The following is a 26306-nucleotide window of genomic DNA, read 5'->3' as shown; positions in this document are numbered from 1 at the left end:
GGAAGGCCGGGGGAGTGAACTCCCCCGGTCCCCCTCCTTCTTTCAGGAGTTGAAGAACACCGGCGGCCACGGGCGCACCCGAAAACTCCCGAAAATAGAGGGGGGTCCGGGGGGATACTTCCCCCCGGCTTACCTCATTGCATCAGGTCAGCGCGCAGGCTCGGTGCCAAATTCCGGGGCCGCTTTGACGCACCCGGCTTCCCCGCGGCAAGCTCCCGTCCGGCCACGCAGAAGAGCCACCAGGGGGAGAGACAGCGTTCATGGCAGGGGCGATCAGGCGCGTGGTCACCGGGCACGACCCGGCGGGCAAGGCAGTGGTGCTGACGGACGGGCCGGCGCCCAATGTCAAGGTGCGGGCGGTGGGCGGCTTCGTGTCCTCCCTGCTCTGGGTCACCGACACGGGCCCGGCCGACATCTCCGGCACGGACGACAAGGCCGACCGCGAGATCGGCACCGCGCCGCCGCCGGCGGGCACCATCCTGCGCGTGGTGGATTTCCCCCCCGCCCCGGCCGACGACGCATCGCTGGACCGCGACCGCATGGTGCAGGAGATGGGGCTGAGCGGCAGCGGCCTGGCCGGCGACACGGCGCGCCACCCCTTCATGCACCGCACCAAGAGCGTGGACTACGCCCTCGTGCTGAGCGGCGAGATCGACATGCTGCTCGATGACTCCGAGGTGCACCTGAAGGCCGGCGACGTGCTGATCCAGCAGGGCACCAACCATGCCTGGGTGAACCGCGGCACCGAGCCCTGCCGCGTGGCCTTCGTGCTGGTGGACGCGCATGAACACCCCGCCTTTCGCTGAGCCGGCTGCCGGCGCGCCGCACAGCCCGGAACGGCCGCCGCGCACGCCGCAGCACCGGGATGGGTCAGGCCACCCGGTTCTGCGCCGACGCGCCACGCTGGGCGGCGCCCTGGCCGGCGCGCTGCTCGCCGCGGCGCCGCGGAGTGCCGCCGCGCAGGGCGCCGACCCGTTGGGCGAACGGCCCTTCTCCCTGATGGTGCCCTTCTCGCCCGGCACCACCATCGACGTGTTGGGGCGGCTGATCTCCGAGCACCTGCGCAAGCGGATCGGCGCCGTGGCGGCGGTGGAGAACCGGGTGGGCGGCAGCGGCACCATCGCCACCCAGGCGGTGGCGCGGGCGCAGCCGGACGGCCACACGCTGCTGGTCACCACCACCACCTTCGTTACCGCGCCCAGCTTGGTGCCGGGCAACCCCTACGACCCGATCGCGGATTTCGCGCCGGTGGCCAACCTCGCCACCGGGGCGATGGCGCTGTGCGTGCATCCGGCCCTGGGGGTGAGCACCGTCGCGGAGTTCGTGGAACGGGCCAAGGCGCAGCCGGGCAAGATCGACTACGCCTCCATCGGCAACGGCTCGCCGCAGCACCTGGCCATGGCGCTGTTCACCCAGTCGGCCAAGATCCAGCTGACCCACGTGCCGTACCGCGGCTCGGCGGGGGCGCTGCAGGACCTCGCGGCCGGCACGGTGACAGCCATGGTGGTGCCGGTGAACTCGGCGGTGCCGCTGCGCCGGGACGGGCGGCTGCGCATGCTGGCGGTGGCCAGCGGCGCCCGCGCCGGCACCGCGCCCGACGTGCCCACCCTGGCCGAGGCGGGCTTTCCCGGGCTGGAGATGGATGTCTGGTACGGGCTGCTGGCCCCGGCCCGCACGCCGCCCGCGGTGATCCGTCGCCTGAACGAGGAGATGGCGCTGATGCTGCGTGACCCGGCGGTGGAGCAGCTGCTGCGCAACCAGGATCTCGTGCCCGCCGCCGGGCCGCCGGAGGCTTTCGCCGCGCTGCTGGCGGCGGAGAAGGCGCGCTGGACGGGGGTGATCCGGGCGGCCGGGATCACCGCGGACTGAGACGCGGCCGGGGAAAGGAAGAAGGAATTCTTACTCTCCCCGCACCCCTCTCCATCATCTTTCTTCGTGGGTTGGTTCCTGGCGGGCCCGGTGCACCCTCGGGTCCGCGATCCGAGGCACCGGACTGGAGCAGCCTGCGGACCGAGGCGTCACGCCCGCCCAGCAACGGGCCGAAATTCTCGGCCCGGCACCAACTCCCGAAAAGAAGATGGGGGCTCGGGGGAATTCCTTCCCCCGACCTTTCTCCCCCGAACGAGAACGGGGCGGGCCGGTGAATCCAGCCCGCCCCGCCGATTTTCCACGACCCCGGCCATGAGGACCGGGACCGGCAGCCCAGTGCTTACGCGCTGGCCTTCATGATCTCGTCCGCCACGTTGCGCGGCACGGGATCGTAGTGGTGGAACTGCATGGAGAAGGAGGCACGGCCCTTGGTCATGCCGCGCAGGTTGGAGATGTAGCCGAACATCTCCTTCAGCGGCACATGGGCGCGCACGATCACCGAGGTTCCGGCCATGTCCTGGTTCTGGATCACGCCGCGGCGACGGTTCAGGTCGCCCACCACGTCACCGACGTGGTCCTGCGGCGTGGTCACCTCCACGTCCATGATCGGCTCCAGGATCACCGGGCCGGCCTTCTTCATGCCTTCGCGGAAGCAGGCCTTGCCGGCGATCTCGAAGGCGAGCGCGGACGAGTCCACGTCGTGGTACTTGCCGTCCACCAGGGAGAACTTGAAGTCCACCGTGGGGAAGCCGGCCAGCACGCCGGTGTCGGCCTGGACCTTGATGCCCTTGTCGACCGCCGGGATGTATTCCTTCGGGATCGCGCCGCCGACCACGGCGTTCACGAACTCGATGCCCGTGTTCCGCTCCAGCGGCTCGAAGGTGATCTTCACCTCGGCGAACTGGCCCGAACCGCCCGACTGCTTCTTGTGGGTGTAGGTTTCGGTGTGGGACTTGGTGATCGTCTCGCGGTAGGCCACCTGCGGCGCGCCGATGTTGGCGTCCACGCCGTATTCGCGGCGGAGGCGGTCGATGATGATCTCCAGGTGCAGCTCGCCCATCCCGGACAGGATGGTCTGGCCGGTTTCCTGGTCGGTCTTCAGGCGCAGGCTGGGGTCCTCCCCCGCCAGCTTCTGCAGGCCGAGCGTCATCTTCTCGACGCCTTCCTTGGTCTTCGGCTCGACGGAGATGTCGATCACCGGCACCGGGAAGGCCATGCGCTCCAGCACCACCGGGTCTTCCTGCGAAGCCAGGGTATCACCGGTACCGGTGTCCTTCAGGCCCACGAAGGCGGCGATGTCGCCGGCGAAGACTTCCTTGATCTCTTCGCGCTTGTCCGCGTGCATCTGGAACATGCGGCCGACGCGTTCCTTGTGACCCTTGGTCGTGTTCATGACCTGGTCGCCGGACCGCAGCACGCCCGAGTAGACGCGCACGAAGGTCAGGTTGCCGTACTTGTCGTTGATGATCTTGAAGGCTAGGCCGGCGAAGGGCGCGTCTTCCTTGGCGGGGATGATGCGGCGCTCCGCGTCCTCCTCCTCACCCTCCTCGGCGGCGACCTTGATGCCAGCGATGTCCGTCGGCGCCGGCAGGTAGTCCACCACGCCGTCCAGCAGCGGCTGCACGCCCTTGTTCTTGAAAGCGGAGCCGCAGAAGACCGGGCGGAACTCGCCGGTGATGGTGCCCTTCTTGATGGCGCGCTTCAGCGTCTCGACCGACACGTCGCCCTTGTCGAAGTATTCCTCCATCGCCGCGTCGTCGGCGCCCAGCACGGCGTCGAGCAGGATCTGGCGGTATTCGGCGGCCTTGTCCTTCAGGTCGTCGGGGATCGGGGCCTCGTGGTACTGGGCGCCGAGTTCGTCGCCTTCCCAGATCAGCGCCTTCATCTCAACCAGGTCGACGACGCCCTTGAGGGTGTCCTCGATGCCGATGGGCAGCTGCAGGGCCACCCAGTTGATGCCCAGCTTCTCCGTCAGCGTGGCGGCCGCGCGGTAGAAGTCGGCGCCGGTGCGGTCGAGCTTGTTGATGAAGATGATGCGGGGAACGTTGTAGCGGTCGGCGAGGCGCCAGTTGGTCTCGCTCTGCGGCTGCACGCCGGCCACGCCCTCGATGATGAACACCGCGCCGTCGAGGACGCGCAGCGAACGGTTCACCTCGATGTTGAAGTCGATGTGGCCGGGCGTGTCGATGACGTTGATGCGGTAGTCCTTCCACACGGCGGTCACGGCCGCGGAGGTAATGGTGATCCCCCGCTCGCGCTCCTGCTCCATGTAGTCGGTGGTGGTGTTGCCGTCGTGGACCTCACCGATCTTATGCGACTTGCCGGTGTAGTAGAGGATCCGCTCGGTCGTGGTGGTCTTGCCGGCGTCGATATGCGCCGTGATGCCGATATTGCGGATACGCTCGAGCGGGATGCGCGCCACGGTGGGCCTCCATACGCGAAAGCGGGCCCGGGCGAGGCTCTGCCCCGCGCCGCCCGCCCAGACCTAAAAGGGTTGCTGCTGGTTTATCGCGGGGACAGATGCGCAATCCCGCGCGATTTTGCAAGCGCCAAGACGCCGCCTGGGAGCGATTGGCCGGCGGAACGCGCCCGGCCCGGGTCCTCGCCCGGGCCAGGGGGTGTTTCAGCCGCCCAGGTTCAGGCCGCGGCAGGAAGCGGGCACGGGGCGGCCGCCGCCGAAGCTGCTGATTCCGCTGTGGCCCGTGGGGGCCCGGGTGGGCGTGACCGCCTGGGCGCCGCCACTGCCGTCATGCAGCGTGATGGCGAGGTCGGCATAGCCCGCATCGCGCAGGCTGCGCAGCAGCTGCGACGCCACGAAGGCCGCGCCGTTGCCGGTCAGGGAGCAGAAGTTCAGGGCCCGGCACGAGGCGGGCAGGCCATCCTCCTTGATCCGCTGGGCCAGCTGCGCCGGCGTCAGCTGCGCCTTGGCGTCGGTGACATGCTGGCCGGTGCCGGCCACCTGGCACACGATGAAGGGCGTCCCGTCCCGCAGCGTCGCGAGCACCTTCTGACGGCCATTGTGGACACGGATATCCGGCGGGCTGGAAATGCCCCAGGCCTGACGGAAACGGGTGAAGTCGGGCATCGTGCCGAAGGGCGAATAGAGCAGGCGCGTGTTGCCGATGGACTGCCCGAGTTGGCGCACGCTCTCGGGATGCTGGACGGGCGGAGCCGTTCTGGTGACGGACAAGGCGGTGGTTTCCTCGACGAATCCTGGGCACTGGGCCCGAACGGCGGGGTTTCTATGCCGCATTGGCAACGAAATCCAGCCGGTGCGTTGCCCACCCGGCACGATTCACCGCGTCGCGTCCGACAGGGTGGGCGAGGAGGCTGAGCGCCGGCCGTGGTGACATTTTGTCATGCCGTGCTTCCGGCTGCCGCGTTAGCTTGTGCAGCATGAACAGCCAGGGCTTCACCGCCGCCATACGCTTCGGGCTCGGTCCCCGGCCGGACCAGCCGCCGCCGACGGACCCGCAGGGCTGGCTGCTGGGCCAATTGGCAGCAGCGGATGATCCTTACCCCTTGCCTGACGGGTGGGACCATCTGCCGAGTTCGGCCGACGGCTTTGCCGTGTGGCGGGCAGACCGTGAGCGGACCCGGGCGGCACAACTCGCCGCTGCCGGCAGGGGAGCGCCGGGCATAGCAGGCGGCAGCGCGGCTCCGGACATCATGTCGGCCGGCAGCATGGCCGGGAACGGGATGGCTGGCGGCGGGATGGGCACTCCCCCCGGCAACGCAATGGGCGGCGACATGGCGGGACGGCCACAGCCGGCGCAACAAAGCAGCATGAACAGCCTGCAGGTCTTCGGCTCCGAGCGGAAGGCCTGGATGGGCCGGCTGATCACCACTGGGCAACCCTTTCGAGAGCGGCTGGTCAGCTTCTGGCTCAACCATTTCACGATCAGTCGGCGGGAGTCCCAGACCGGCGTCTTCGCCGGCGCCTTCCAGCGGGAGGCGATCCGCCCGCATCTCACTGGCCGCTTCGGCGACATGGTGGTGGCAGTGACGCGCCACCCCGCAATGATCCATTACCTGAACCAGAATACCTCTGTTGGGCCCAACAGTTCCATGGGTCTCAGAACCAAGCGGGGCCTGAACGAGAACTTGGCGCGCGAGGTGATGGAGCTGCACACGCTCTCCACTGCGGCAAACTATACCCAGGCCGATGTGACCGAGTTCGCGCGCCTGCTGACCGGGCTCGGCACCGAGATCAACAGGGACCCGATGGGGGTGGTGTTCCGCCCCAATCAGCACGAGCCTGGCTCCCGCACGATCCTGGGCAAGACCTTCGGGCCGGGTGAAGCTTCCCTGGACGAGTGCTTGCGCTGGCTGGCCGATCATCCGGCAACCCACCGGCATCTGGCGATCAAGCTGGCACGCCACTTCGTCGCGGACGATCCTCCGCGGTCGGCAGTTGCGAAGCTGGAAGGCGTGCTGCGCGATACCGGGGGCGACCTCGGTGCGGTATCGCGGGCCCTGGTGACCATGGAGGAAAGCTGGGCAGCGCCCTTGAGCAAGGTGCGGGCACCGCAGGATTATGTCGTGGCCTGCCTGCGCGCGCTGGGCGCCAATGCCGGCTACGGCGAGTTCGGGGTGAACAGCTGCACGATCCTGAACCAGCCGCCCTGGATCGCGCCGCAGCCCAATGGCTGGGGCGACACCGCCGGAGACTGGGTATCACCGGAAGGCATGCTGCAGCGCATCGACCAGGCGCATGGCATGACGGGGCGGTTCTCCCGCCTCGACAGCAAGGCAGTGATCGATACGGTGCTGGGACCGCTGGCCCGCCCGGAAACCCGCAACGCGGTGCTGCGGGCCGGATCGAACCGCGACGCGCTCACCCTCATCCTTGGCAGCCCGGAGTTCCAGCGGCGATGAGCATGCCACACCTTCCCAGGATCGGTCGGCGGGGACTGCTGCTCGGCCTCACCTCCCTCGCCATGGCAGGCAACGCGCGACTGGCCTTCGGCGACGGGGTGGCCGGCGAAGCACGGCTGGTGGTGGTCCTGTTGCGTGGGGCCATGGACGGGCTGGCCGTGGTGCAGGCCTATGGCGAGCCCAACTGGCTGGAGCTGCGCGGGCCACTGGCGCTGCCGGAGCCTGGGCAGGAAGGCGGGCTGCTCGACCTCGGCGGCCGCTTCGGGCTGCATCCGAAGCTGGCCAACATGCACCGGCTTTATCGTGAGAACGGGTTGCTGATCGTCCACGCGGCGGCGGGACCTTACCGTTCGCGAAGCCATTTCGACGCGCAGGACATGCTGGAAAGTGGTGCGGAGCAGCGGCTGAACTCCGGCTGGCTGAACCGCGCGCTGACGGCGATCCCGGAAACCGCGGCGCATGCCCGCACCGGGCTGGTGGTGGGCCTCGACCTGCCGCTGCTGATGCGTGGGGCCGTGCCGGTGGCGATGTACGCCGCGGCGCGCTCGGCCCGGCCAGACCCGGACCTTTACGCCCGGTTGATGGACCTCAATCATGAGGACCCCGTGCTCGGCCCGGCCATGGCCGAGGGGATGCGGGCGCGCGGCATGAGTTCCGACATCCTGGGCGAGTCGCAGCAGCGCCGTTCGGGCTTCATCGAACTGGCGGAGGCAGCGGGACGGATGCTGGCCGCGCCGAACGGCCCGCGCGTGGCAGCGCTGGAAATCGGCGGCTGGGACACGCACGACTCGCAGATGGGGCGGCTGAATGGGCCCTTGACGCAGCTGGATGGCGGATTGGCAGCGCTGCAGTCGCAGCTCGGGCCCGCCTGGAAGCATACGGCGGTGCTGGTGATGACTGAGTTCGGCCGCACGGTGCGGGCCAACGGGTCCAATGGCACCGACCATGGCACGGCGAGCGTGGCTTTCGTGGCGGGCGGCGCGGTAGCGGGCGGGCGCGTTGCAGGCAACTGGCCGGGACTGAGCCCGGACAACCTGTTCGAGAACCGCGACCTGCAACCCACCACGGACCTGCGGTCCTTGGCCAAGGGACTGCTGGCCAATCACCTGAAACTGCCCCCACGCGCCATCGCCGCCGCGTTCCCGGGCAGCGATGGGGTGGAGGCCGATGCGCGGTTGCTGACGGCGTGACGGGGGCCGGGCACCTGCCCGGCCCGGCGCGCTCAGTCGTCGCGGTGGACGCGTTCCATGCGTTCGTGGCGCTCCTGCGCCTCGATGCTCAGCGTGGCGATGGGTCGGGCTTCCAGACGACGGAGGCCGATCGGCTCGCCGGTTTCCTCGCAATAGCCGTAGGTGCCGTTCTCGATCCGCTCCAGCGCCTGGTCGATCTTGGAGATCAGCTTGCGGGCGCGGTCGCGGGTGCGCAGTTCCAGCGCCCGGTCGGTTTCCACGCTGGCGCGGTCGGTGAGGTCCGCCTCGACGATGCCGCCCTGGCCCATAGAAACGAGCGTTTCGCCCGCTTCCCGCACCAGGTCCTGGCGCCAGCGCAGCAGCTTCGCGCGGAAGTACTGCTGCTGCTGGCTGTTCATGAAGGACTCGACATCGGACGGGCGGTAGTCCGGCGGTAGCGTCATCAGCATCGCGCGCATCCCCTCGACATCCTGGATCCCGGCGGCATTCCCGGTCCACGAAATCGTGAGCCTCATACAGGGCGCATGGCTGCCAAGCCAAGAGGGCAGGTGAGACGATCGGGTTACAACAGTCTTATCGGCCACACTGTGTCTTACTTGTAACGCGCCGCCTCGATCCGGGCGCGCAGCGCCACCCCCTCCAGCACCTCGGCCAGGGCCGGATCGATGGCGCCTTCCCCTTCCGCCAGGGCTGCCAGGCGTTCCAGCCGCGCCGGGTCCGGGCGGCCGCCCAGCATCTCCGCCTGCAGCCCGGCCAGTTCGTCCAGCAGCGCCGTGGCCCGGCGGGCGGCGCGCCGGTTCCGGGCGCGCGGGTCGTCCGGTTCTTCCTGGACCGCCAGCAGTCCCAGCGGGGAAGCGGCCGTCACCGTGGCGCTGCTGCCCGTTTCCTCCGTGCCGCCGGGCAGGCGGAAGCCGCCGCTCGCGCCGGGGCGGCGGCTGGGAACGCCGGAAAAGGCGGGGCGGATGTCGCCGACGCGCTGCATGGGTTCCTGTTCTCCTTTGCCGGATGGCCGGCGGCTTCCGCCGCCCATCCGGCAGTTCCTGCCGACCCCTCCCCCGGAAAGCGCTGGCACGGCGGTTGCGCTGCCACGGGCGAGATGATGCCCATGCTGACGCGATCCGGTTTCCGAAGCACGAAGGCGCAGCCTGCGGCCCGCCGGGTCGCGCATGGCCGCCCCTCCCGCCGTTCCGCACCGGCCCGGGCCGCGCGCCGCTTCCTCGGCGTCCTGCTGCTGTATCTGCTGCTGCCCCTGGCGCTGGCCCTGCCCGCCGCGGCGCAGATCCGGATCAAGGACATCGCCGACGTCGAGGGGGTGCGCGACAACCAGCTGGTTGGCTACGGGCTGGTGGTGGGGCTGCCCGGCACGGGGGACCGCCTGCGCTCGGCCGTGTTCACCCGGCAATCCCTGGTGGGCATGCTGGAACGGCTGGGCGTCAACACCCGCGACAACGAGCGCCAGCTCGACACCCGCAACGTCGCCGCGGTGATGGTCACCGCCAACCTGCCGGCCTTTGCCCGGCCGGGCTCGCGCATCGACCTCGCCGTCTCGGCGCTGGGCGACAGCACCAACCTCACCGGCGGCACGCTGCTGGTGACGCCGCTGCTGGGCGCCGACAGCGAGGTCTACGCCGTGGCCCAGGGCGCGGTGGCCACGGGGGCGATCGGGGCGCGCGGCGCCGCGGCCTCGGTGCAGCGGGGCGTGCCGACCTCCGGCCGGATCGCCAACGGCGCGGTGGTGGAGCGCGAGGTGCCCTTCGAGCTGGCCGGCCGCGACCGGGTGCGGCTTAGCCTGCGCAACCCCGACCTGACCACCGCCCACCGCATCGCCGCGGCGATCAACGCGCGCACCGGCGGCATCGCCACCGCCACCGACCCGCGCACGGTGGTGCTGCTGACCGGCGGGCGCGACATCGCCGCCCTGCTGAACGAGATCGAGCAGCTGCGCGTCGTGCCCGACCAGGCCGCGCGGGTGGTGATCGAGGAAGCCTCGGGCACCATCGTCATGGGCGCGGAGGTGCGGGTCTCCACCGTGGCCATCGCCCAGGGCAACCTGACCATCCGCATCACCGAAACGCCGCAGGTCAGCCAGCCCGGGCCGCTGTCCGGCGGACAAACGGCGGTGGTGCCGCGCACGGGCATCGAGGTGGACGACCAGAACGGGCGCCGCCTCGGCATCCTGCCGCAGAGCGTGACGCTGCAGGACCTCGTGCGCGGTTTGAACGCGCTGGGCGTCGGGCCGCGCGACATGATCACCATCCTGCAGTCGGTGAAGGCCGCCGGCGCCCTGCAGGCCGAGCTGGAGGTGCGCTGATGCCCGCCCTGTCCACGGCCCCGACGGCCGCCTCCGCTCCCGGCCCGCTGGGCCATCCCACCACCCTGCCCGCGATGCGCGAGGCCGCGCGCCGCTTCGAGGCGCAGGCCCTGGGCGCGCTGCTGCAGCCGGCCTTCGGCACGCTGCACGCCGACCGCGGTGCCTTCGGCGGCGGCAATGCCGAGGCGCAATGGCAGCCCATGCTGGTGGACGCCTATGCCGAGAGCTGGTCGCGGCGCGGCGGCATCGGCCTGGCCGACGCCGTGCTGCGCGAGATGCTGCGGATGCAGGGCGGCGCCTCCGCCGCGGCCCCATCGGATCCCTCCGGCGGCAACGCCGCATCAACCATCGGGAACGGAAACTAGCTCATGATGATGCAGTCGCTGATCCAGGCCGGCACCCAGCTGGCCGAGGCGCTGGGCGCGGAGAACGAGGCGCTGTCGCGGCTCGACCTGCTGCGCGCCACGCAGCTGGCGGATGCCAAGATCCGCGCCTCGGACGCCTTTGCCGCCGCCTTCACCGCCGCCACCCGCACCGGCGCCCGCGCCGCAGGACCGGAACGCAGCCGCGCCGAGGCGCTGTCCACGCACCTGCGGGAACTCTCGGCCGAGAACCGCCGCCTGCTGGAACGCGCCATCACCCTGCAGTCCCGCGTGATCGAGACCATCGCCACCGCCGCCCTGCCCCGCGCCCAGCCCACCACCTATGGCAGCGCCGGCCTGCGCCGCAGCCCGCGCCTGACGCCCGCCCTGACGCTGACGGCGCGGGCCTGATCCGGGCGGGGAGCCGGGTGGCCCACGAAGGGGCTCTGCCCCCTCGCGCTCCCCCGCCGGGAGACTGAGTTTCCTGGACCTTCCGTTTGTGAAAGTGTGGCGCTGGTGGACAGGGTGTCACTTCGCGGGCGTAGCTGCCGCGAAGTGACACCCTGTCCACCAGCGCCAACTCACGGCGGGGTCCGGGGACCTACGAGGTCCCCGTCGTAGACACAGGCTGCGCCTTTGCCTGGGGTGCAGGGGGCAGAGCCCCCTGCGGGCCACCCAGCGCTACGCCAGGATGGCGCATCACCGATCCGTGCGGCATAGACTATCGCCATGCTGGACGAGGATGGCTGGGACGCGCTGCTGCGGGCACGCCATGACGGGGCGGCGCCGGCGCGGCTCGATCCCGCGCTGGACGCCTTGTTCGCGCCGCTGCTCGCCGCACCCGAAGGGGAGGATGGCTGCCTCGTGCTGGGGCGGCTGGCGCAAACCCTCGATGGGCGCATCGCCACCGCGGGCGGCCACAGCCAGTGGATCGGTGGCCAGGGCGACATCCGGCACACGCATCGGCTGCGCGCGCTGTTCGACGCGGTGCTGGTGGGCGCCGGCACGGTGGCCGCCGACGACCCGCGGCTGACCACGCGCGAAGCCCGCGGCCCCGACCCCGTGCGCGTGGTGCTGGACCCCGAGCGGCGCCTGCCCGCGCATCACCGCGTCTTCTGCGGCGGCCCGCCGACGCTGCTCTGCTGCGCGGCCGATGCGCCCGGTGCCGAGCAGCACGGCACGGCGGAGGTGCTGCGCCTGCCGCGCGACGCCGGCGGCGTGTCGTTGCCGGCGCTGCTGCGGGCGCTGGCGGCACGCGGGTTGCGCCGCGTTTTCGTGGAGGGCGGCGGCGTCACCGTGTCGCGCTTCCTGGCCGCCGGGCTGCTGGACCGGCTGCACCTGACCGTGGCGCCGGTGATCCTGGGCTCTGGCCGGCCCGCCTTTGTTTTGCCGGAAGCCATGTGCATCGCCGACGGCATGCGCTTCGGCTGGACCGTGCATCCGCTGGGCGACGACGTGCTGTTCGACATCCCGCTGCGCCGCGCCCGCCCCGGGAACTGCGCGTGACGGCGCGTGCGCTCTGGTGTGTGGCGCCCGGCCGTGCCGAGCTGCGCGAGGAGGCACTGCCCGCGCCGGGTCCCGACCAGGTGCTGGTGCGCGCCCTGGCCAGCGGCGTGTCGCGCGGCACGGAACGGCTGGTGCTGGCGGGCCGCGTGCCGGAATCGCAGTGGGCCGTGATGGCGGCGCCGCTGATGGGCGGCCATTTCCCTTTCCCGGTGAAGTACGGCTACGCCGCGGTGGGCCTCGTGGAAGCGGGGCCGGAAGCGCTGCTGGGCCGGCGGGCCTTCTGCCTGCACCCGCACCAGGACCGCTTCCTGGCACCGGCGGCGATGTGCGTGCCGGTGCCCGACGCGGTGCCGGACACCCGCGCGGTGCTGGCCGCCAACATGGAAACCGCGCTCAACATCGTCTGGGACGCGCGGCCACTGCCGGGCGAGCGCGTGCTGGTGATCGGCGCCGGGGTGGTCGGGCTGCTCTGCGCCTGGCTGCTGTCGCGCTTCCCCGCCCCGGACCTCGTGCTGGTGGACGCCGATCCCGGCCGCCGCGCCGTGGCCGAGCGGCTGGGGCTGCGCTTCGCACTGCCCTCGGGGGCGCCGGCAGATCGCGAGCTGGTGGTGCATGCCAGCGGCAGCGCCGAAGGCTTGCAGCTCGCGTTGCGCTGCGCCGCCAACGAGGCGCGGGTGCTGGAAGCCTCCTGGTTCGGCGACCGCGCCGTGTCGCTGCCGCTGGGCGAAGCCTTCCATTCCCGGCGGCTGCAGCTGGTGGCGACCCAGGTCGGCCAGGTCGCCCCCGCGATGCGCGGCCGCCGCAGCCATGCCGAGCGATTGGCCCTGGCGCTGGAACTGCTGCGCGAGCCGGCGCTGGACGCGCTCTGCGGCCCCGTGGTCGCCTTTCCGCACCTGCCCGAGGCGCTGCCGCGGCTGCTGGACACCCCCCCGGGCGAAGCCGCGCCGCTCTGCCCCGTCATCCTGTACTGAGAAACCGCACAGAGGATCGTGCCCGCGTGTTCAGCCTGACCGTTTGCGACCACATCATGGTGGCCCATTCCTTTCGCGGCGAGGAGTTCGGCCCCGCCCAGCGCGTCCACGGCGCCACCTTCGTGGTGGAAGCGGAGTTCCGCGCGCCGACGCTCGATGAGAGCAACCTGCTGGTGGATATCGGTGCCGCCCGGGTGGAGCTGCGGCGCGTGCTGGACGCCATGGACTACCGCAACCTCGACGAGGTGCCGGAAATGGTCGGGCAGAACACCACCACGGAGTTCCTCTGCGCCCATATCCACGGCCTGCTCTGCGACGCGATGCGCGCCGGCAAGCTGGGCGAGGGCGGGCGCAATGTCACCGGCTTGAAGGTGCTGCTGCGCGAAAGCCCGCTGGCCTGGGCCGCCTTCGAGGGCCCGGTCGCGTGAAGCTGGCCCTGCTGGTTCCCGGCCCCTTCGGCTCGGTCAGTGGCGGCTACGGCTATGACCGCCGCATCGTGGAAGGGCTGCGCGCGATCGGGCACGCGGTGCGCGTCGTGGAACTCTCCGGCCGCCACCCGCTGCCCGACGCGGCGGCGGAAGCGGATGCCCGCGCGGCGCTGGACGGCTGCGCCGAAGACGAGGCGCTGGTGATCGACGGGCTGGGCCTGCCCGCCTTTGCGCCGCTGCTGTCCGAGCTGGAACGCCGCAGCGCCGTCGGGCTGATCCATCATCCCACCGCGCTGGAAACCGGCTTCTCCGAGGCCGAGCGCGACGAGCTCAAGGCGCGGGAGCGCGCGCTGTTTCCCGCCCTGGCGCGGCTGGTCGCCACCTCGTATCTCACCGCCTCGCGCCTGCCGGAGGAGTTCGGCGCCGACCCCGCGCGGGTCGGCGTGGTGGAGCCGGGCACCGAGCCGGCCGCGCGCGCGGCGGGTTCGAACGGCGGTCCCTGCCACATCCTGTCGGTGGGCGTGCTGGTGCCGCGCAAGGGGCACGACGTGCTGCTGCGCGCTTTGGGGCGGCTGACCGACCTCGACTGGATGCTGACCGTGGCCGGCGCGCCGCGCGATCCGGTGCACGCCCAGGCGCTGCTCGCCCTGGCGGAGGAGCTGGGCATCGGCAGCCGCGTTTCCTTCGCGGGCGAGGTGTCGGCCGAGGCGCTGGAGGCGCTCTATGCCAAGGCCGACATCTTCGCGCTGGCCTCCTGGTGGGAAGGCTACGGCATGGCGGCGGCCGAGGCGATGGCGCGCGGCCTGCCGCTGGCCCTGTGCAAGGGCGGTGCCCTGGCCGAGCTGATGCCGGAGGGCGCGGGCGTGGCCTCGCCGCCGGGCGACCACGCCAGCCTGTCGCGCGCCCTGCGCCGGGTGATCTTCGACGCGCCGCTGCGCGCCCGCATGGCCGCCGCTTCCTGGCGCGCCGGGCAGGCGCTGCCGCGCTGGGAAGACCGCGCCGTCGCCTTCGCCGCCGAGCTGGAGGCCGCACGTGGTTGAGACTTTCAGCCCGGACTGGCTGGACCTGCGCGAGCCGGCCGATGCCCGCGCGCGCGACGGCGCCCTGGCCGCGGCGCTGGTGTCGCTGCTGCCGCCGCGGCCGAAGCTGATTGACCTCGGCGCCGGCACCGGCAGCCTGTTCCGCTGGCTGGCGCCGCGCATCCGCGGGCCGCAGGCCTGGACGCTGGTGGATGCCGATGCCTCCCTGATCGAGCGCGCCTTCGACACCATCGCCGGCCGCGTGCTGCAGGTCGGCTTCCGCATCAGCGCCCCCAGCAAGCGCGTGCTGCTGGTGCACGCCCCGATGGGCGCCTGGCGGGTGGAAGGGCTGATCGCCGACCTGGCCGACACGCCGGACTGGCTGCCGGACCGCGAGGCGGATGCGGTGGTGTGCTCCGCGCTGCTGGACCTGGTGTCGCAGGACTGGCTGGAAGATTTTGCCGACGTGCTGGCGGTGCCCTTCTACGCCGCGTTGAGCGTGGACGGGCGCGACCGCTTCTGGCCGCCGGACCGGCGCGACGCGATGGTGGCGCAGGGCTTCCGCCGCGATCAGGTGCGCGACAAGGGCTTCGTGGGACCCGCCCTGGGTGCCGCGGCGGGGCACGCGGCGGCGCGGGCCTTCGCGGCGCGCGGCTTCGCCGTGCACACCGCGCGCTCGCCCTGGCGGCTCGGCGCGGCGGAACCGGCGCTGCTGGCGCAGCTGGTGGCCGGACATGCCGCGGCAGCGGCGCTGGCGACGCCGCATCGTTTCCGGCCCATCCTCGGCTGGGGTACGGAGCGGCAGCTCCAGGCGAGGCGCGGGCGGCTGCGCGCCACGATCGGCCACCTCGACCTGCTGGCGCTGCCGCCAACCGGGGACTGACAAAAAGGAACCGCCCCATGCTGCTGGGCTGCATCGCCGACGATTTCACCGGCGCCACCGACCTCGCCGCCACGCTGGTGCGGTACGGGATGCGCACGGTGCAGGTGATCGGCGTCCCCGACGGGCCCCTACCCGAGGCGGACGCGGTGGTGGTGGCGCTGAAGTCGCGCACGGTTCCCGCGTCGGAAGCGGTGTCGCTCTCCCTCGCCGCCTGCGACGCGCTGCTGGCGGGCGGGGCGCGGCAGATCTTCTTCAAATACTGCTCCACCTTCGACAGCACGGCGGCGGGCAATATCGGCCCGGTGGCGGAAGCGCTGCTGCGACGGCTGCAATCCGGCTTCGCCCTCGCCTGCCCCGCCTTTCCCGCCAATGGGCGCACGGTCTACCAGGGCCACCTCTTCGTCGGCGCCGCGCTGCTCAGCGAGAGCGGGATGCAGGACCACCCGCTGACGCCGATGCGCGACCCCAACCTCCTGCGGGTGCTGTCGGCGCAGGTGGAAGGCTCGGTGGGGCTGGTGCCCTTCAACACCGTGCAGGCAGGTGCCGCCGCCATCCGGCGCGAGATGACCCGCCTGGCCGAGAGCGGCCGCCGCTTCGCCATCCTCGATGCCCTGACCGAGGAGCACCTGCTGGCGATCGGCGAGGCTGCCGCGGCGCACCCGCTGGTCACCGGCGGGTCCGGCGTGGCGATGGGGCTGCCGCACAACTTCCGCGCCGCCGGCCTGCTGCCGGAGCGCCGCGACGCCGCCGCCCTGCCCGCCCCGCACGGTTCCTGCGCCGTGCTGGCGGGCTCCTGCTCCCGCGCCACGCTGGCGCAGATCGGCGTGGCGCGCGACCATGTGCCGGTGCTGGAGCTGGACCCGCTCGCCACGCCCGATGCCGCGGCCCTGGCGCAACAGGCGCTGGATTGGGTGGAAGGCCGCCTTTCGGCGGAGCGCCCGGTGGTGATCGCGGCCTCCGCCCCGCCCGACCGTGTGCGCGCCCTGCAGGCGCGCATCGGGCGCGAGGCTGCCGGCGCGTTGGTGGAAGCCGCGCTGGCGGAAGTGGCGGCGGGGCTGGTGGCGCGCGGCGTCGGCCGGCTGATGGTGGCGGGGGGCGAAACCTCCGGCGCCGCCGTGGGGCGGCTGGGCGTGCGCAGCCTGCGCATCGGGCCGGAGATCGCCGCGGGCGTGCCCTGGACCGCCACGGAGAGCGGGCTGCACCTCGCGCTGAAATCCGGCAATTTCGGCGGGCGCGACCTCTTCCTGACCGCCTTCGAGGGAGAGGTGGCGTGAGCGAGCCCGAGCTCCGCACGCTGCTCTGCGAGCTGGCAGCCAGCCTCTTCGCGCGCGGCTATTCCGTGGGCTCGGCCGGCAACATCTCGGTGCGGCTGGAGGACGGCGTGCTGATGACGCCGACCAATTCCTCGCTCGGCCGGCTCGACCCGGCGCGGCTCAGTCGGCTGGACGCGGAATGGCGGCATGTCGGCGGCGACGCACCCTCCAAGGAGGTGTTCCTGCACCGCGCCGTGCTGCGGGCGCGTCCCGAGGCGGGCGCCGTGGTGCACCTGCATTCCACCCACGCCACCGCGGTCGCCTGCCTGGCCCAACCGGGCGAGGACGCGCCGATCCCGCCGCTGACGCCCTATTTCGTCATGCGCGTCGGACGGCACCTGCCGGTGATCCCCTATTACCGCCCGGGCGACGCGGCGATGGAACCCGCGGTGCACGCGGCGGCGCGGGAAGCACGGGCGCTGCTGCTGGCCAATCACGGGCCGGTGGTGTCGGGCAAGACCCTGCTCGACGCGGTGAACGCCGCCGAGGAGCTGGAAGAAGCGGCGCGGCTGGCGCTGATGCTGCGCGGCCTGCCGGCGCGGGAACTGACGCCGGCGCAGCGCGATGACCTGCTCGCCACCTTCGGCTGAGGCGCTGCGGACCGGTCAGAGCGACGCGTCGGGGTCCAGCCGCAGCACGTAGGAGCGCCAGGGCGCGCGCTGCGCCATGCGCTCGTAAAGGGTGATCGCGGCGGCGTCGCCTTCCGGCACGATCCAGCGCAGGTGGCTCCAGTGCCGCGCGCGTCCTTCCTCCGTCAGCGCCGCCAGCAGGGCGCGCGCGACGCCCTGGCCGCGCGAGGCGGGGTGCACGAAGAGATCGTCCAGCGCGCCGCAGCGGCGGGCAAAGACGATCTCGGGCAGGTCGAAGAACACGGCGAAGCCCGCCGCGACCCCGTCCCGCCGCGCCAGCAGCACCTCCGCGCGCGGATCGGCGGCCAGCAACGCGGCAGCCTCGGCACCGCTGGCGCCGCGATGGCCGGCCAGCACCGGGCGCATCTCCGCCATGTAGGCGTCCAGCAGCGGCACGAGCGCCGCGCGCTCCGCCGGCGGGATGGGCTGGATGGCGATCACGGTACGGTCCGAAAGAAAGAAGGGCGCCGCACGAACGCGGCGCCCTTCGGTGAGGAGCCGGGAAGGCTCAGCTGTTGCTCTCGCCCTCGTTGCTTTCCGGCGCCGCTTCCGGCGTGGGAGCGGCAGCGGCGGCGGCTTCGGCCTTGCGGCGCGCGCGGGTCGCGGCACCCTTCTTCGCGGCTTCGGAGCGCGAGGAGGTGGCGGCCGAAGCGGCGCTGCTGCGGCGCGCGGTGCTGCTGCGGCTGGCGGCCGCGGCGGCGGGCTTGCGCGCGGCGGTGGCGCGCTTGGCGGGTGCCGCAGCGCGCGCGGTGGTCTTGCGCGCGGCGGTGGCGCGCTTCGGCGCGGGCGCCTTGGCGGCGGCCGTCTTGCGCGCGGCAGGCTTCTTCGCCGCGGTGGCGGCGGCGGTGCTGCGCCGCGCGGCGGGCTTGGCGGCGGTGGTCCTGGCCGCGGCCGTCTTGCGCGCGGCGGGCTTCTTCGCCGCGGCAGCCGTGGTGGTGCGACGCGACGCCGCGGGCTTGGCGGCAGCGGTCTTGCGCGCGGCGGGCTTCTTGGCCGCAGCGGCCGTGCTGCGCGTGGCCGTCTTCTTGGCCGGCGCAGCCTTGGCCGCGGGCTTCTTCGCCGCCGCCGAGCGCGTGGACGCCTTGGCCGCCGGCTTGGCCGCCGTCTTCTTGGCGGGCGCGGCCTTGGCCGCGGGCTTACGACCGGCGGTGCTGGCCTTGCGCGTGGTGGCGGTGCGGCGCGTCGTGCTCATCGCCATGGCCTGAGCCTGCGGGCTCTTCTCGGTGGTCTCGTCGCTCACGTGCCGGATCTCCTGGTGCATGTTGATTGGGGGGCTTGGTGGCCCGACGCAGGAACGCTCATCGCCCGCTTCGGGCTTCGCAGCACGACCGGTGCAGTCCCTGGTTCCACGCATCGCGGGCGTTCGGCGCGCGGCGCACGCATGAAGCGGCAGCACCACGCGTGTTCCGACCCGGCGCTTCGATCCGGCATTCGCCGTTTCGCTGGAATCTCGGCGCCCGCCTGCGGTCCATGGACCACACCTTCCACGCTGCTGCGCTTCGTTTCCACCTTTGCCGCGGCGCGCACCGTACTGGTGCGGCGACAGCGAATCGAGCGGACGATGGCGCGCGTGCAACGCTATCGGTACGCGCAACAGGGTTGTCAACGAAAAGACATCCGGCGCAGCGGCATTTTCGCACGCGATCTCGCGAGAACCGTGCGGATTGAGTCGCGCTGTGACTCTCGTGACTCATGTTCCGCCTGCACGCGCCGTGGTTCGCGCGTGACGCGACGCGTCGGCATCTGCCTGATCCGGACTCCCCGCACGCACCGCGCAGCGCGCGGAGCAGGCTTTGCGCGCTGGCCCAAACGACCACGGTCTTTGTACGTCGGCCATGCACCGATGGATGCAGCGTGGCGGGAAAAGCTGCCGCGGGCAGGCACGAAAATACCTCTGGAAAGGATCCGTGTTCCCGCAGCGAAGTTCTTGCGCCTCGCGGCCGGTCATCCCGTGTCGGAACTTCGGCAGTTCCGCCATCCTTCCGGCGCAATGCACCGACGCTTGCTCGCTTTCCGACGGCCGCGCACGGCGGTGGCGGCCAGCACCTGATCCGACTCAGTGCTCGGGAATTTGCTTTGCGGAGTCATGCGCGGCGCTTCGAACGGATGCTCGCCAGTGTCTTCCGGCGGCATCGCCTCGCAGAAGCTGGCCGAGCGTTCCTTTCGCCATCGCCGGAATCCCCTGCACTTCCCTCCCGATGCTGGCGCGATGGCACAGGGGATGCCGGCCACGACTTCGTGCCGACCACAGGACGGGCTGCTGTCAGGCCGCGGCGGCGGCGGCGGCGGCGGCGGCGGCGACGCCTCGGTCAGCCCGCCGCGACAAGCAACAGGAAGCACAACGGCGATGCGGAACGGCCATGCCCCGCCGTGCTCGCAGGCGGTCATGGCGGCGACTGCGCGGTGCTCGACCAAAGGCGGGGGAAACGCAACGCCAGTGCCGAGGCAGTGCGCTGCCGGCCCGGTAGCCTTCAGACTCGCGGCCGGTTCATCGCACGACCCGGGCGTGCAGGTGGCGCCAGCCTTCCCGCGTCAGTCCGGACATCCCGGGGTGCTGCTGACCGGACTGCCGCAGCCTGCGCTGCGGCGCCCGCGCAGTGAGGCGTACCGGCATCGCGGTCACAGCACGCCGTCTACGCCGGGAAGGTGACGCTGCCCGGGTCGCCATCCCGAAGGTGCCCTCCGGTCGATCCCGGCTGCGAGCCTTGCCGGCACGGAGCAGTTCCGGCCGCCATGCCGGGACGACGGCCTCGCCACCCTCCGGCCCGGGCCGGAGGGGAAAGAACCGCCATGCGGATTGCGGCACCGGCCGCTTCGCCCTCGGCAGCGGCGCGCGCCGCTGCCCCATGCGAGGCGTTCAGGACGCCCGCAGCCTCCCCGCCGGATGCCGTGCGGTGGTGGTCAGCGCTGCGCCACCGTGTCCACCGCCAGCGGGCGCACACCGACCCGGCCGCCTTCCTGCCGGATGCGGCGCAGCGCGGCTTCCAGCGCCGGCAGCCAGGTGGACAGTGGCTCCACCACCGGCCGCGGCTGGGCAAAGAGTGGCCGGTCCGAGGTGAAGGCGAGGAGCAGGTCGGTGCCGAAGGGCTCGTCCACCTCCCAGCCGCTGAAGCCCGGCGCCCGGTCGCCCTTGCGGACGCGCGCTCCGGCGGCCTGCGGCTCCGCCGACACCAGCTGCGCGGCGTCGCCGCCGGAGGTGACGTAGGTGAGGTGCAGCTGCGACGGCACGGCCGGCATCGTCATGTTCAGCCGGATCAGCGCGTTGCGCGGCAGCGGCGCGGGATCGGCCAGGTCCAGCTGCTGCGGGCCCAGTTCCGGCGCCGCGGTGAGCGGGCGCAGAGCGTCCAGCAGCTCGCAATACGGACCGTCGAAGGGCTGCACGCGCAGCCGCACCGTGTCGGCCGGCAGGCCGCTGCGGGCCAGGGCGTCGCGCATCGCCGCCTCGCCGCCCCGGCGCAGCACGCCGGTGATCGTGGCACCGCGGTCATCCACCGCCGTGGTCAGCAGCGCGCAGGGGGCAGCGGCCACCGCGTTGCGCGCCGCGGCGGTGATCTCCGCCCGGCTCGGGGCGGCCGGCGCCTGGGGTTGCGGCGTGGGCAGGGGGCGCGGCGGCGTGGGGATCGGCACCGGCTGCGCGGGGCTGGTCTGGGGAAGCGGGGTCGGCGTGGGGATCGGCTGTGCCGGCGGCAGCGATGGCGTGGTCTGTGGCGCAGGCGTCGGCTGCGCTGGCGGCAGTGACGGCGTGGGCAGCGGCGTCGGTGTGGGTATCGGCTGCGTTGGCGGCAGGCCGGGCGTGGTTTGGGGCGCCGGCAGCGGGCCCGGCGCGGGGGTGCTGGGCACGGGCTGCGACGGCGGGCTGGGCAGCGACGGGGCGGGCGTGGTTTGCGTCGGCGGCGTGGGCGCCGGCTGCGTCGGCGGGCTGGGCAGGGGCTGGGTGGTCGGCGGCAGCACCGGTCCCGGGGGCGACGGGGTGGGCGGTGCGGGAACCGGCCCGGTGGTGGGAACGGAAGGCCCGGGGGTGGGGGGTGGCGCGTCACCGCCGCCCTGCGTGAACCACCAGGCCGCACCGCCGCCGGCCAGCAGCACCACCGCCGCCACGCCGGCCAGCAGCGGGGTCCTGGACTTGCCGGCCGGCGGTGCCGGCGCCGGCACGACGGGGCTGGGCGACGGGGCCGGGGGCGGCGCGGGATGGCGGGTTCCCGTGCTCACCATGGTGGCGTCGTCCAGCCCCGGCAGCGGCCCGGCCCCGGCGAAGCGGTCGCCCGTGCTGTTGTCCGGCGCCTGGGCGGCCGCGCGGATCGCCTGGGCGAATTCCAGCGCGCTGCCGTAGCGGTCCTCGGGGCGCTTCGCCAGCGCGCGGCTGATCACCGCGTCGAAGGCGCGCGGCGCGGTGACGGACAGGGTGGAAGGCGGCGTCGGTTCGGTGTTCAGCGCCTTGTGCATCACCGCGGAAAAGCCGCCCTCGAAAGGCTTCTCGCCGGTCAGCAACTGGTAGAGCATCACGCCCGCAGCCCAGATGTCGGTGCGCAGGTCGGCGGGTTCGCCGCGCAGCTGCTCGGGCGACATGTAGCTGGGCGTGCCCATCACCGTGCCGACCTGCGTCATCGAGGAGTTCTCGAGTCGCGCGATGCCGAAATCGGCGATCTTCACCGACTTGTCGGCGGCCACCATGATGTTGGCCGGCTTGATGTCGCGGTGCACCACGCCGCGCCCGTGCGAATAGGCCAGGGCGCCGAGCGCTTCCTCCATCACCCGCACGATCTCGGGCAGCGGCATCCGCTCGCCACGGTCCAGCGGCTCCTTGAGAGAGCCGCCTTCCACCAGTTCCATCACGATCCAGGCGGTCTCGGCATTCTCGCCATAGTCGTAGACGCCGACGATGGCAGGGTGCGACAGCCGGCCGGCGGCCTGCGCCTCGCGGCGGAAGCGGCCGCGCGCCTCGTCGCTCTCAGGGTCGCCGGCAGGGGGCAGGCGCACCACCTTGATGGCGACGCGGCGCTCGATCAGCCGGTCGAAACCGTCGAACACGGTGCCCATGGCACCGCTGCCGAGGGTGCCGCGAATCTCGTACTTGCCCGCGATCTCGTTCGGAACGGCGTATTCGACCATGTCGGGCAGGGTGCTTCGGCCGCTCGCCGCCGTCTAGAGCCGATCGTACCGCAACGGTTGCACGGCGCGGCGAAAGATGCCCTGCAAACAAGGCTGTGGCCCAACCCCGGCGGGCGGCGAGCCGGCTGCGCCCTGCCCCGCACGCGACGAAAGGGCCGGACAGCGGGTCCGGCCCTTTCGCGACGCGATGCGGGATGCGCCGTGGCCTGGGCCACGGCGCGGCACACGGGTGTCAGTTCACCATGTTGGCCGGCCGCTGGCCGGGCGGGGTGGGGGCCGGCATCGGCGCCGGGGCGCCGGGCGCGCCTTCCAGGATCACGCCGCCGCCCATGTAGGCGCGGTTCACGTCCGGGGTGGCGGCGCCACGGTCCACCGACGCATCGGCCGAACGCCGCATCCGGCGCATCTCGCGGTGACGCATGCGCCGCTCATGCCGCATCTCGCGGGAAGAGGACGGCATGGCCGAGGAGGAGGAGGCCATCGGCGCCGCGCTGCTGCCCATCGGCGCCGCCATCGGGGCCGACTGCACGGGCGCGGAGCCCGTTATGGTGGCCGGGCCGGAATTGCCGGTCCGCGTGGGTGCGTTGCTCGGGGTCAGACCGGACGGGTCCTGGGCCATCGCCGTACCGGCGATGAGGCTGATGCCGAGAGCGATAAGGGTCGCCTTGCGCACGTGCTGCTCCTCCTGGTCCTGCGGAGCGGAGAAGCACGCCGCCCCGACTTGGGTTCGCGGAGCCAACGCCGGTATTCCGTCACAGTTGCCGATCCGTGTCCCACGCCGCAGCTGCCGGATGCCGCGGCGGCCGGCACCCGTTTCGGGGCGTCAGAGACCCGCGCTGCGCTGCGGCGCCGTGCGCCGGCCGTCGCCGATCAGCGCGAAGGGCGCCCAGTAGAAGGGATGCGCGAAGCTTTCCGGCAGGCGCTTGCCCGCCTCCTCCAGGATCAGCAGCTGCGCCCCGCGCAGCGCCGCGGCGGTGGAGCTGCCCCCCTCCTGCCGGCGCAGCAGGTCCGCCACCGTCAGTGCCGCAGCCGAATCGTCCACCGCCCAGTGCGAAGCCAGAAGCCCCCGCGCACCGGCATAGAAGAAGGCACGCGCCAGGCCGGACAGCGCCTCGCCGCCACCGCCACCGCCGGGACCGCCGGTGTTGCAGGCGCTGAGGATCACCAGGTCGGCGTCGAGGTGCAGCGACAGCATCTCGCTGGCCCGCACGAACGATGCGTCGGCGCTGGGCGCGTTGGCCGGCGCCGACACCACCACCGCCGGCTCCGGCAGGCAGCTCAGCTCGCCCGGCAGCAGCGCGTGGGTGGCGAGGTGCAGGATGCGCGCCCGCCCCAGATCGGGCGAGCGCAGCGCGGCCTCGGTGAAGGCGGCACCGAGCTTCACCGCGTCCGGCCGCGCGCCGGTGGTCTGCTGCGCGATCAGCACCTCCGTGCGCGTGCCCGGCAGGCGGCCCAGCCCCTGCGCCAGCCGTGCGTCGGTGGCGCAGCGATCGGGCGGAAAGGAGCGGGTCAGCTGCGCCGCGGTGGGCGGCACGAAATCGCCGAAGCCGAGATAGGGCAGCGGCGCGCTCGACCCGGTTCCCGCCGCCCGCAGCGTCACCAGGGTTTGCGGCGAGGGCACGTGCACGATCGCGTGCCGCCGGATCAGCCAGGGCGCCCCGCCGAGCGAAGCGCCGGGATCCACCGGCCCGGTCAGCAGCATGCCGAAGGGCACCGCCAGTAGCGGCCCATCGGGGGCGACGATCAGCGTGTCCGCCCCTTCCAGCGTCGCCGCCAACGGTTCCAGCACCGCCTTGTACAGCGCCAGCGAAGGCGCGGCGTTGAAGCGGCCGGGAGCGGCTCCTTCCGTGCCGGCGGCGCTCTCGCGCAGGGCATTCACCAGCCGCGTCGCTTCCGCCTCGCCGATCTCCACGCGGGCGGCGGCCACGCCGTCGCGGCGCAGCGCCACCGTGAAGCCGTGGTCGCGGCCCAGCAGCATGGTCACCAGCGCCTCGCCCGGCGCCAGCGTGCGCGCCGCGGCATCGGCCTCCACCACGCTCAGCAGCAGCTGCCGGTAGCCGGGGGCGGCGGCGGCCACCTCGCTCTCCGCCTCGGCGCGCAGGCGCTGGGCTTCCTGGATGCGGTTGTCCAGCTCGGTCGTGCCGGTGACGCGCGCGTTCGGCCCGCCGCTGCCGGAGGAGGTGTCGCGCTGGGCGTACAGGTCGCGCAGGGTCTGGTCGGCATCCTGCAGCCGGCGCACCGCGGCGGCCACGGCCTCGTTGCCGCCGGCCGCACCCAGCCGGGCACTGGCCTGCTGCACGAAGCGCACCGTGGCGGAACGCTGGGCGAGCTGGACGACGCCGAACATTTCCCGGAACAGCGCGGGAGCGTCGGCGGGACGCGCCCGCGCCTGCGCAGCCAGGGCGTCGAGGTAAGGCAACACCGTCGCCACTGGCAGGGCGATCCCCCGCGCGCGCAGCACGGCCGCGCCGTTGCGAAAGGCGGCCAGCGCGGCCTCGTGGCGGTTGGCCGCTTCCAGCCGGGCGCCGCTCAGGAACAGCGTCACCGCTTCCGGGCGCTCGCCGGGAGCGGCGGTGTTGAAGCGCCGCGCCGCCTCGTCGAGCCGTTCGGTGGCGGTGTCGCCGCGGCCCAGCAGCCCTTCCACCGCAGCTTCCGTGCGCAACCCGCGGCCGATCAGCAGTCCCGGCGCGAGGCCGGCGCGGCGCAGCAGGCGCTGGCTGTCGGCCAGCAGCACCGGCGCCTCGGCCGGGCGGCCGGCCCGCGACACGGCGATGGCCAGGCCCCGACGCGCCTCGGCCAGGCCCAGCAGCGCCGATTGCGCGGAAGGGTCGTTGATCAGCAGCACGTCGGTGCCCGCTTCCAGCGCCGAGGGCGGCACCAGCGCGGCATAGGCGCTCTCGGCCCGGCGCAGCAGCGCTTCCGCCTGGGCCGGCTCCCCGGCATTCAGGGCGTGCAGGCCGCGGTAGTGCAGCAGCCGCGCCGGGGCCACCGGGTCGGCGGCGCGCGGGGCCAGCGTGTCGGCGCGGGTGAACAGGGCCTCGGCGTCGCGCAGCCGTCCCTGGTTGGACAGGTTCAGCGCCAGGTGGATCAGCGCGGTCACGGTGTCGGGGTTGTCGCGGCCCAGCACGCGTTCCTGCACCGCCAGCGCGGCGCGATAGGCGTCCTCGGCGGCGGAGAAGTTCTCCGCCTGGTTCAGCTCGCGGCCCAGCGACATCAGCTGCTCGTAGCGGCCGACATCGTTGGCCTCGAAGGCGCCGGCGGACAGGCGGCGCAGCGCCAGCTCCGCCCCTTCGGAGCGGCCGGCCGCCGGGGCCACGGTGCCGCCGGTGGTGCCGCTCGCCAGGCGCTCGATCACCGGAAGGGTGGTGGACAGCCCGTCCGCCAGCACCGGCCCCTGCGGCCCGGCGATCACCGCGGCGATGTGCGGCCAGCCGCCGGTGCGGCGGGTGCAGCTCAGCACGCGGGCGGGCAGGCCGCCGGCCAGGGTGGCGTTCTGCGGCGCCCCGCAGGCCACGCGCCCGTCCAGCCAGGTCCGCCACAGCCCGCCGGAGGCCAGCGCGTCCAGCCGCGCCGCGTCGGCCGGCCCACCCAGCTCCACCACCCGCGCCGCCGCCTGCGACCAGCCGCCGCAGAAGGCTTCCTGCGTCCGCAGCACCGGCAGGTCGGCCGGCGGCGCGGCGCCGGGCTGGGCGGTGCAGGCCGCGCCCCGCGCATCCGTGCCGGCCGGTTGCCCGTCCGTGCGCGGGCCCAGCGTGGCCTGCACGTAGGACTCCGCGGCCGGGCGGGCACAGCCGGCCAGCAGCAGCAGGAGCAGGGCGGCGCGGGGCAACGTCATGCG

Annotated in this window: 23 protein-coding genes; 14 read left to right on the top strand and 9 right to left on the bottom strand. The window is 72.9% G+C overall.

The window, feature by feature from the left end; all coding sequences use genetic code 11:
* Positions 1-260 precede the first annotated feature (260 nt).
* Positions 261-806, top strand: coding sequence for a cupin domain-containing protein (locus ACLIBK_RS16785; protein WP_415388431.1), 546 nt, complete (start codon positions 261-263; stop codon positions 804-806).
* Positions 784-1869 (top strand): Bug family tripartite tricarboxylate transporter substrate binding protein, encoded by a 1086-nt coding sequence (locus ACLIBK_RS16780; RefSeq protein ID WP_415388430.1) that lies wholly within the window; start codon positions 784-786, stop codon positions 1867-1869. Before ACLIBK_RS16785 ends, ACLIBK_RS16780 begins: the two co-directional genes overlap by 23 nt.
* A gap of 340 nt (positions 1870-2209) precedes the next feature.
* Here ACLIBK_RS16780 and fusA read toward each other — a convergent pair whose 3' ends face one another.
* Positions 2210-4291, bottom strand: coding sequence for an elongation factor G (gene fusA / locus ACLIBK_RS16775; RefSeq protein WP_415388429.1), 2082 nt, complete (start codon positions 4289-4291; stop codon positions 2210-2212).
* 201 nt (positions 4292-4492) lie between these two features.
* A complete protein-coding gene (locus ACLIBK_RS16770; RefSeq protein ID WP_415388428.1) occupies positions 4493-5059 on the bottom strand; it encodes a hypothetical protein in 567 nt (188 codons plus the stop codon).
* A gap of 206 nt (positions 5060-5265) precedes the next feature.
* On the opposite strand from ACLIBK_RS16770, the gene ACLIBK_RS16765 reads away from it, so the two are divergent.
* A complete protein-coding gene (locus tag ACLIBK_RS16765; protein ID WP_415388427.1) occupies positions 5266-6747 on the top strand; it encodes a DUF1800 domain-containing protein in 1482 nt (493 codons plus the stop codon).
* Positions 6748-6749: 2 nt separating this feature from the next.
* Entirely contained in the window at positions 6750-7937 is a 1188-nt protein-coding gene (locus tag ACLIBK_RS16760) for a DUF1501 domain-containing protein (protein ID WP_415388440.1), read from the top strand.
* A 32-nt stretch (positions 7938-7969) separates the two neighbouring features.
* Here ACLIBK_RS16760 and dksA read toward each other — a convergent pair whose 3' ends face one another.
* Both dksA and ACLIBK_RS16750 read right to left on the bottom strand, forming a co-directional pair.
* Positions 7970-8386, bottom strand: a complete 417-nt coding sequence (dksA, locus tag ACLIBK_RS16755; RefSeq protein ID WP_415388439.1) for an RNA polymerase-binding protein DksA — start codon at positions 8384-8386, stop codon at positions 7970-7972.
* A gap of 143 nt (positions 8387-8529) precedes the next feature.
* A complete protein-coding gene (locus ACLIBK_RS16750) occupies positions 8530-8919 on the bottom strand; it encodes a flagellar assembly protein FliX (RefSeq protein WP_415388426.1) in 390 nt (129 codons plus the stop codon).
* Positions 8920-9042: 123 nt separating this feature from the next.
* On the opposite strand from ACLIBK_RS16750, the gene ACLIBK_RS16745 reads away from it, so the two are divergent.
* The 10 genes from ACLIBK_RS16745 (at position 9043) to ACLIBK_RS16700 (ending at position 17320) form a co-directional block, all read left to right on the top strand.
* Entirely contained in the window at positions 9043-10248 is a 1206-nt protein-coding gene (locus tag ACLIBK_RS16745; RefSeq protein ID WP_415388425.1) for a flagellar basal body P-ring protein FlgI, read from the top strand.
* Positions 10248-10613 carry a rod-binding protein gene (locus ACLIBK_RS16740; protein WP_415388424.1) on the top strand — a complete coding sequence of 122 codons (366 nt, stop codon included), beginning with the start codon at positions 10248-10250 and terminating at the stop codon, positions 10611-10613. The genes ACLIBK_RS16745 and ACLIBK_RS16740 overlap by 1 nt, the downstream gene beginning before the upstream one ends.
* Before the next feature lie 3 nt (positions 10614-10616).
* The gene (locus tag ACLIBK_RS16735; protein WP_415388423.1) at positions 10617-11021 is read left to right on the top strand and encodes a hypothetical protein; all 405 of its coding nucleotides are present in this window, start codon (positions 10617-10619) and stop codon (positions 11019-11021) included.
* A 318-nt stretch (positions 11022-11339) separates the two neighbouring features.
* On the top strand, positions 11340-12116 hold the full coding sequence (locus ACLIBK_RS16730; RefSeq protein ID WP_415388422.1) for a RibD family protein: 777 nt from the start codon (positions 11340-11342) through the stop codon (positions 12114-12116).
* A complete protein-coding gene (locus tag ACLIBK_RS16725; RefSeq protein ID WP_415388421.1) occupies positions 12113-13087 on the top strand; it encodes a zinc-dependent alcohol dehydrogenase in 975 nt (324 codons plus the stop codon). Before ACLIBK_RS16730 ends, ACLIBK_RS16725 begins: the two co-directional genes overlap by 4 nt.
* Positions 13088-13113: 26 nt before the next feature.
* Positions 13114-13515, top strand: coding sequence for a 6-pyruvoyl trahydropterin synthase family protein (locus ACLIBK_RS16720; RefSeq protein WP_415388420.1), 402 nt, complete (start codon positions 13114-13116; stop codon positions 13513-13515).
* Positions 13512-14555: a glycosyltransferase family 4 protein gene (locus ACLIBK_RS16715; protein WP_415388419.1), complete on the top strand. Its 1044-nt coding sequence runs from the start codon at positions 13512-13514 to the stop codon at positions 14553-14555. Before ACLIBK_RS16720 ends, ACLIBK_RS16715 begins: the two co-directional genes overlap by 4 nt.
* Positions 14548-15417, top strand: a complete 870-nt coding sequence (locus tag ACLIBK_RS16710) for a class I SAM-dependent methyltransferase (RefSeq protein WP_415388418.1) — start codon at positions 14548-14550, stop codon at positions 15415-15417. The genes ACLIBK_RS16715 and ACLIBK_RS16710 overlap by 8 nt, the downstream gene beginning before the upstream one ends.
* A gap of 17 nt (positions 15418-15434) precedes the next feature.
* The gene (gene otnK, locus ACLIBK_RS16705) at positions 15435-16691 is read left to right on the top strand and encodes a 3-oxo-tetronate kinase (protein WP_415388417.1); all 1257 of its coding nucleotides are present in this window, start codon (positions 15435-15437) and stop codon (positions 16689-16691) included.
* Positions 16688-17320, top strand: coding sequence for an aldolase (locus ACLIBK_RS16700; RefSeq protein WP_415388416.1), 633 nt, complete (start codon positions 16688-16690; stop codon positions 17318-17320). The genes otnK and ACLIBK_RS16700 overlap by 4 nt, the downstream gene beginning before the upstream one ends.
* Before the next feature lie 15 nt (positions 17321-17335).
* Here the strand turns inward: ACLIBK_RS16700 and ACLIBK_RS16695 are convergent, their stop codons facing one another.
* From ACLIBK_RS16695 to ACLIBK_RS16675, 5 genes are all read right to left on the bottom strand, one after another.
* A complete protein-coding gene (locus tag ACLIBK_RS16695; RefSeq protein WP_415388415.1) occupies positions 17336-17800 on the bottom strand; it encodes a GNAT family N-acetyltransferase in 465 nt (154 codons plus the stop codon).
* A gap of 67 nt (positions 17801-17867) precedes the next feature.
* On the bottom strand, positions 17868-18599 hold the full coding sequence (locus tag ACLIBK_RS16690) for a hypothetical protein (RefSeq protein WP_415388414.1): 732 nt from the start codon (positions 18597-18599) through the stop codon (positions 17868-17870).
* 1661 nt (positions 18600-20260) lie between these two features.
* Positions 20261-22468: a serine/threonine-protein kinase gene (locus ACLIBK_RS16685; RefSeq protein WP_415388413.1), complete on the bottom strand. Its 2208-nt coding sequence runs from the start codon at positions 22466-22468 to the stop codon at positions 20261-20263.
* 232 nt (positions 22469-22700) lie between these two features.
* Positions 22701-23141: a hypothetical protein gene (locus ACLIBK_RS16680; protein WP_415388412.1), complete on the bottom strand. Its 441-nt coding sequence runs from the start codon at positions 23139-23141 to the stop codon at positions 22701-22703.
* A 150-nt stretch (positions 23142-23291) separates the two neighbouring features.
* Positions 23292-26303, bottom strand: coding sequence for a CHAT domain-containing protein (locus ACLIBK_RS16675; protein ID WP_415388411.1), 3012 nt, complete (start codon positions 26301-26303; stop codon positions 23292-23294).
* Positions 26304-26306: the final 3 nt, after the last annotated feature.

The organism is Roseomonas sp. BN140053, assembly GCF_047690175.1.
GTDB lineage: Bacteria > Pseudomonadota > Alphaproteobacteria > Acetobacterales > Acetobacteraceae > Roseomonas.
The sequence above is the reverse complement of the archived record's forward strand: the minus strand, read 5'-3'. Positions and strand labels throughout refer to the sequence as shown.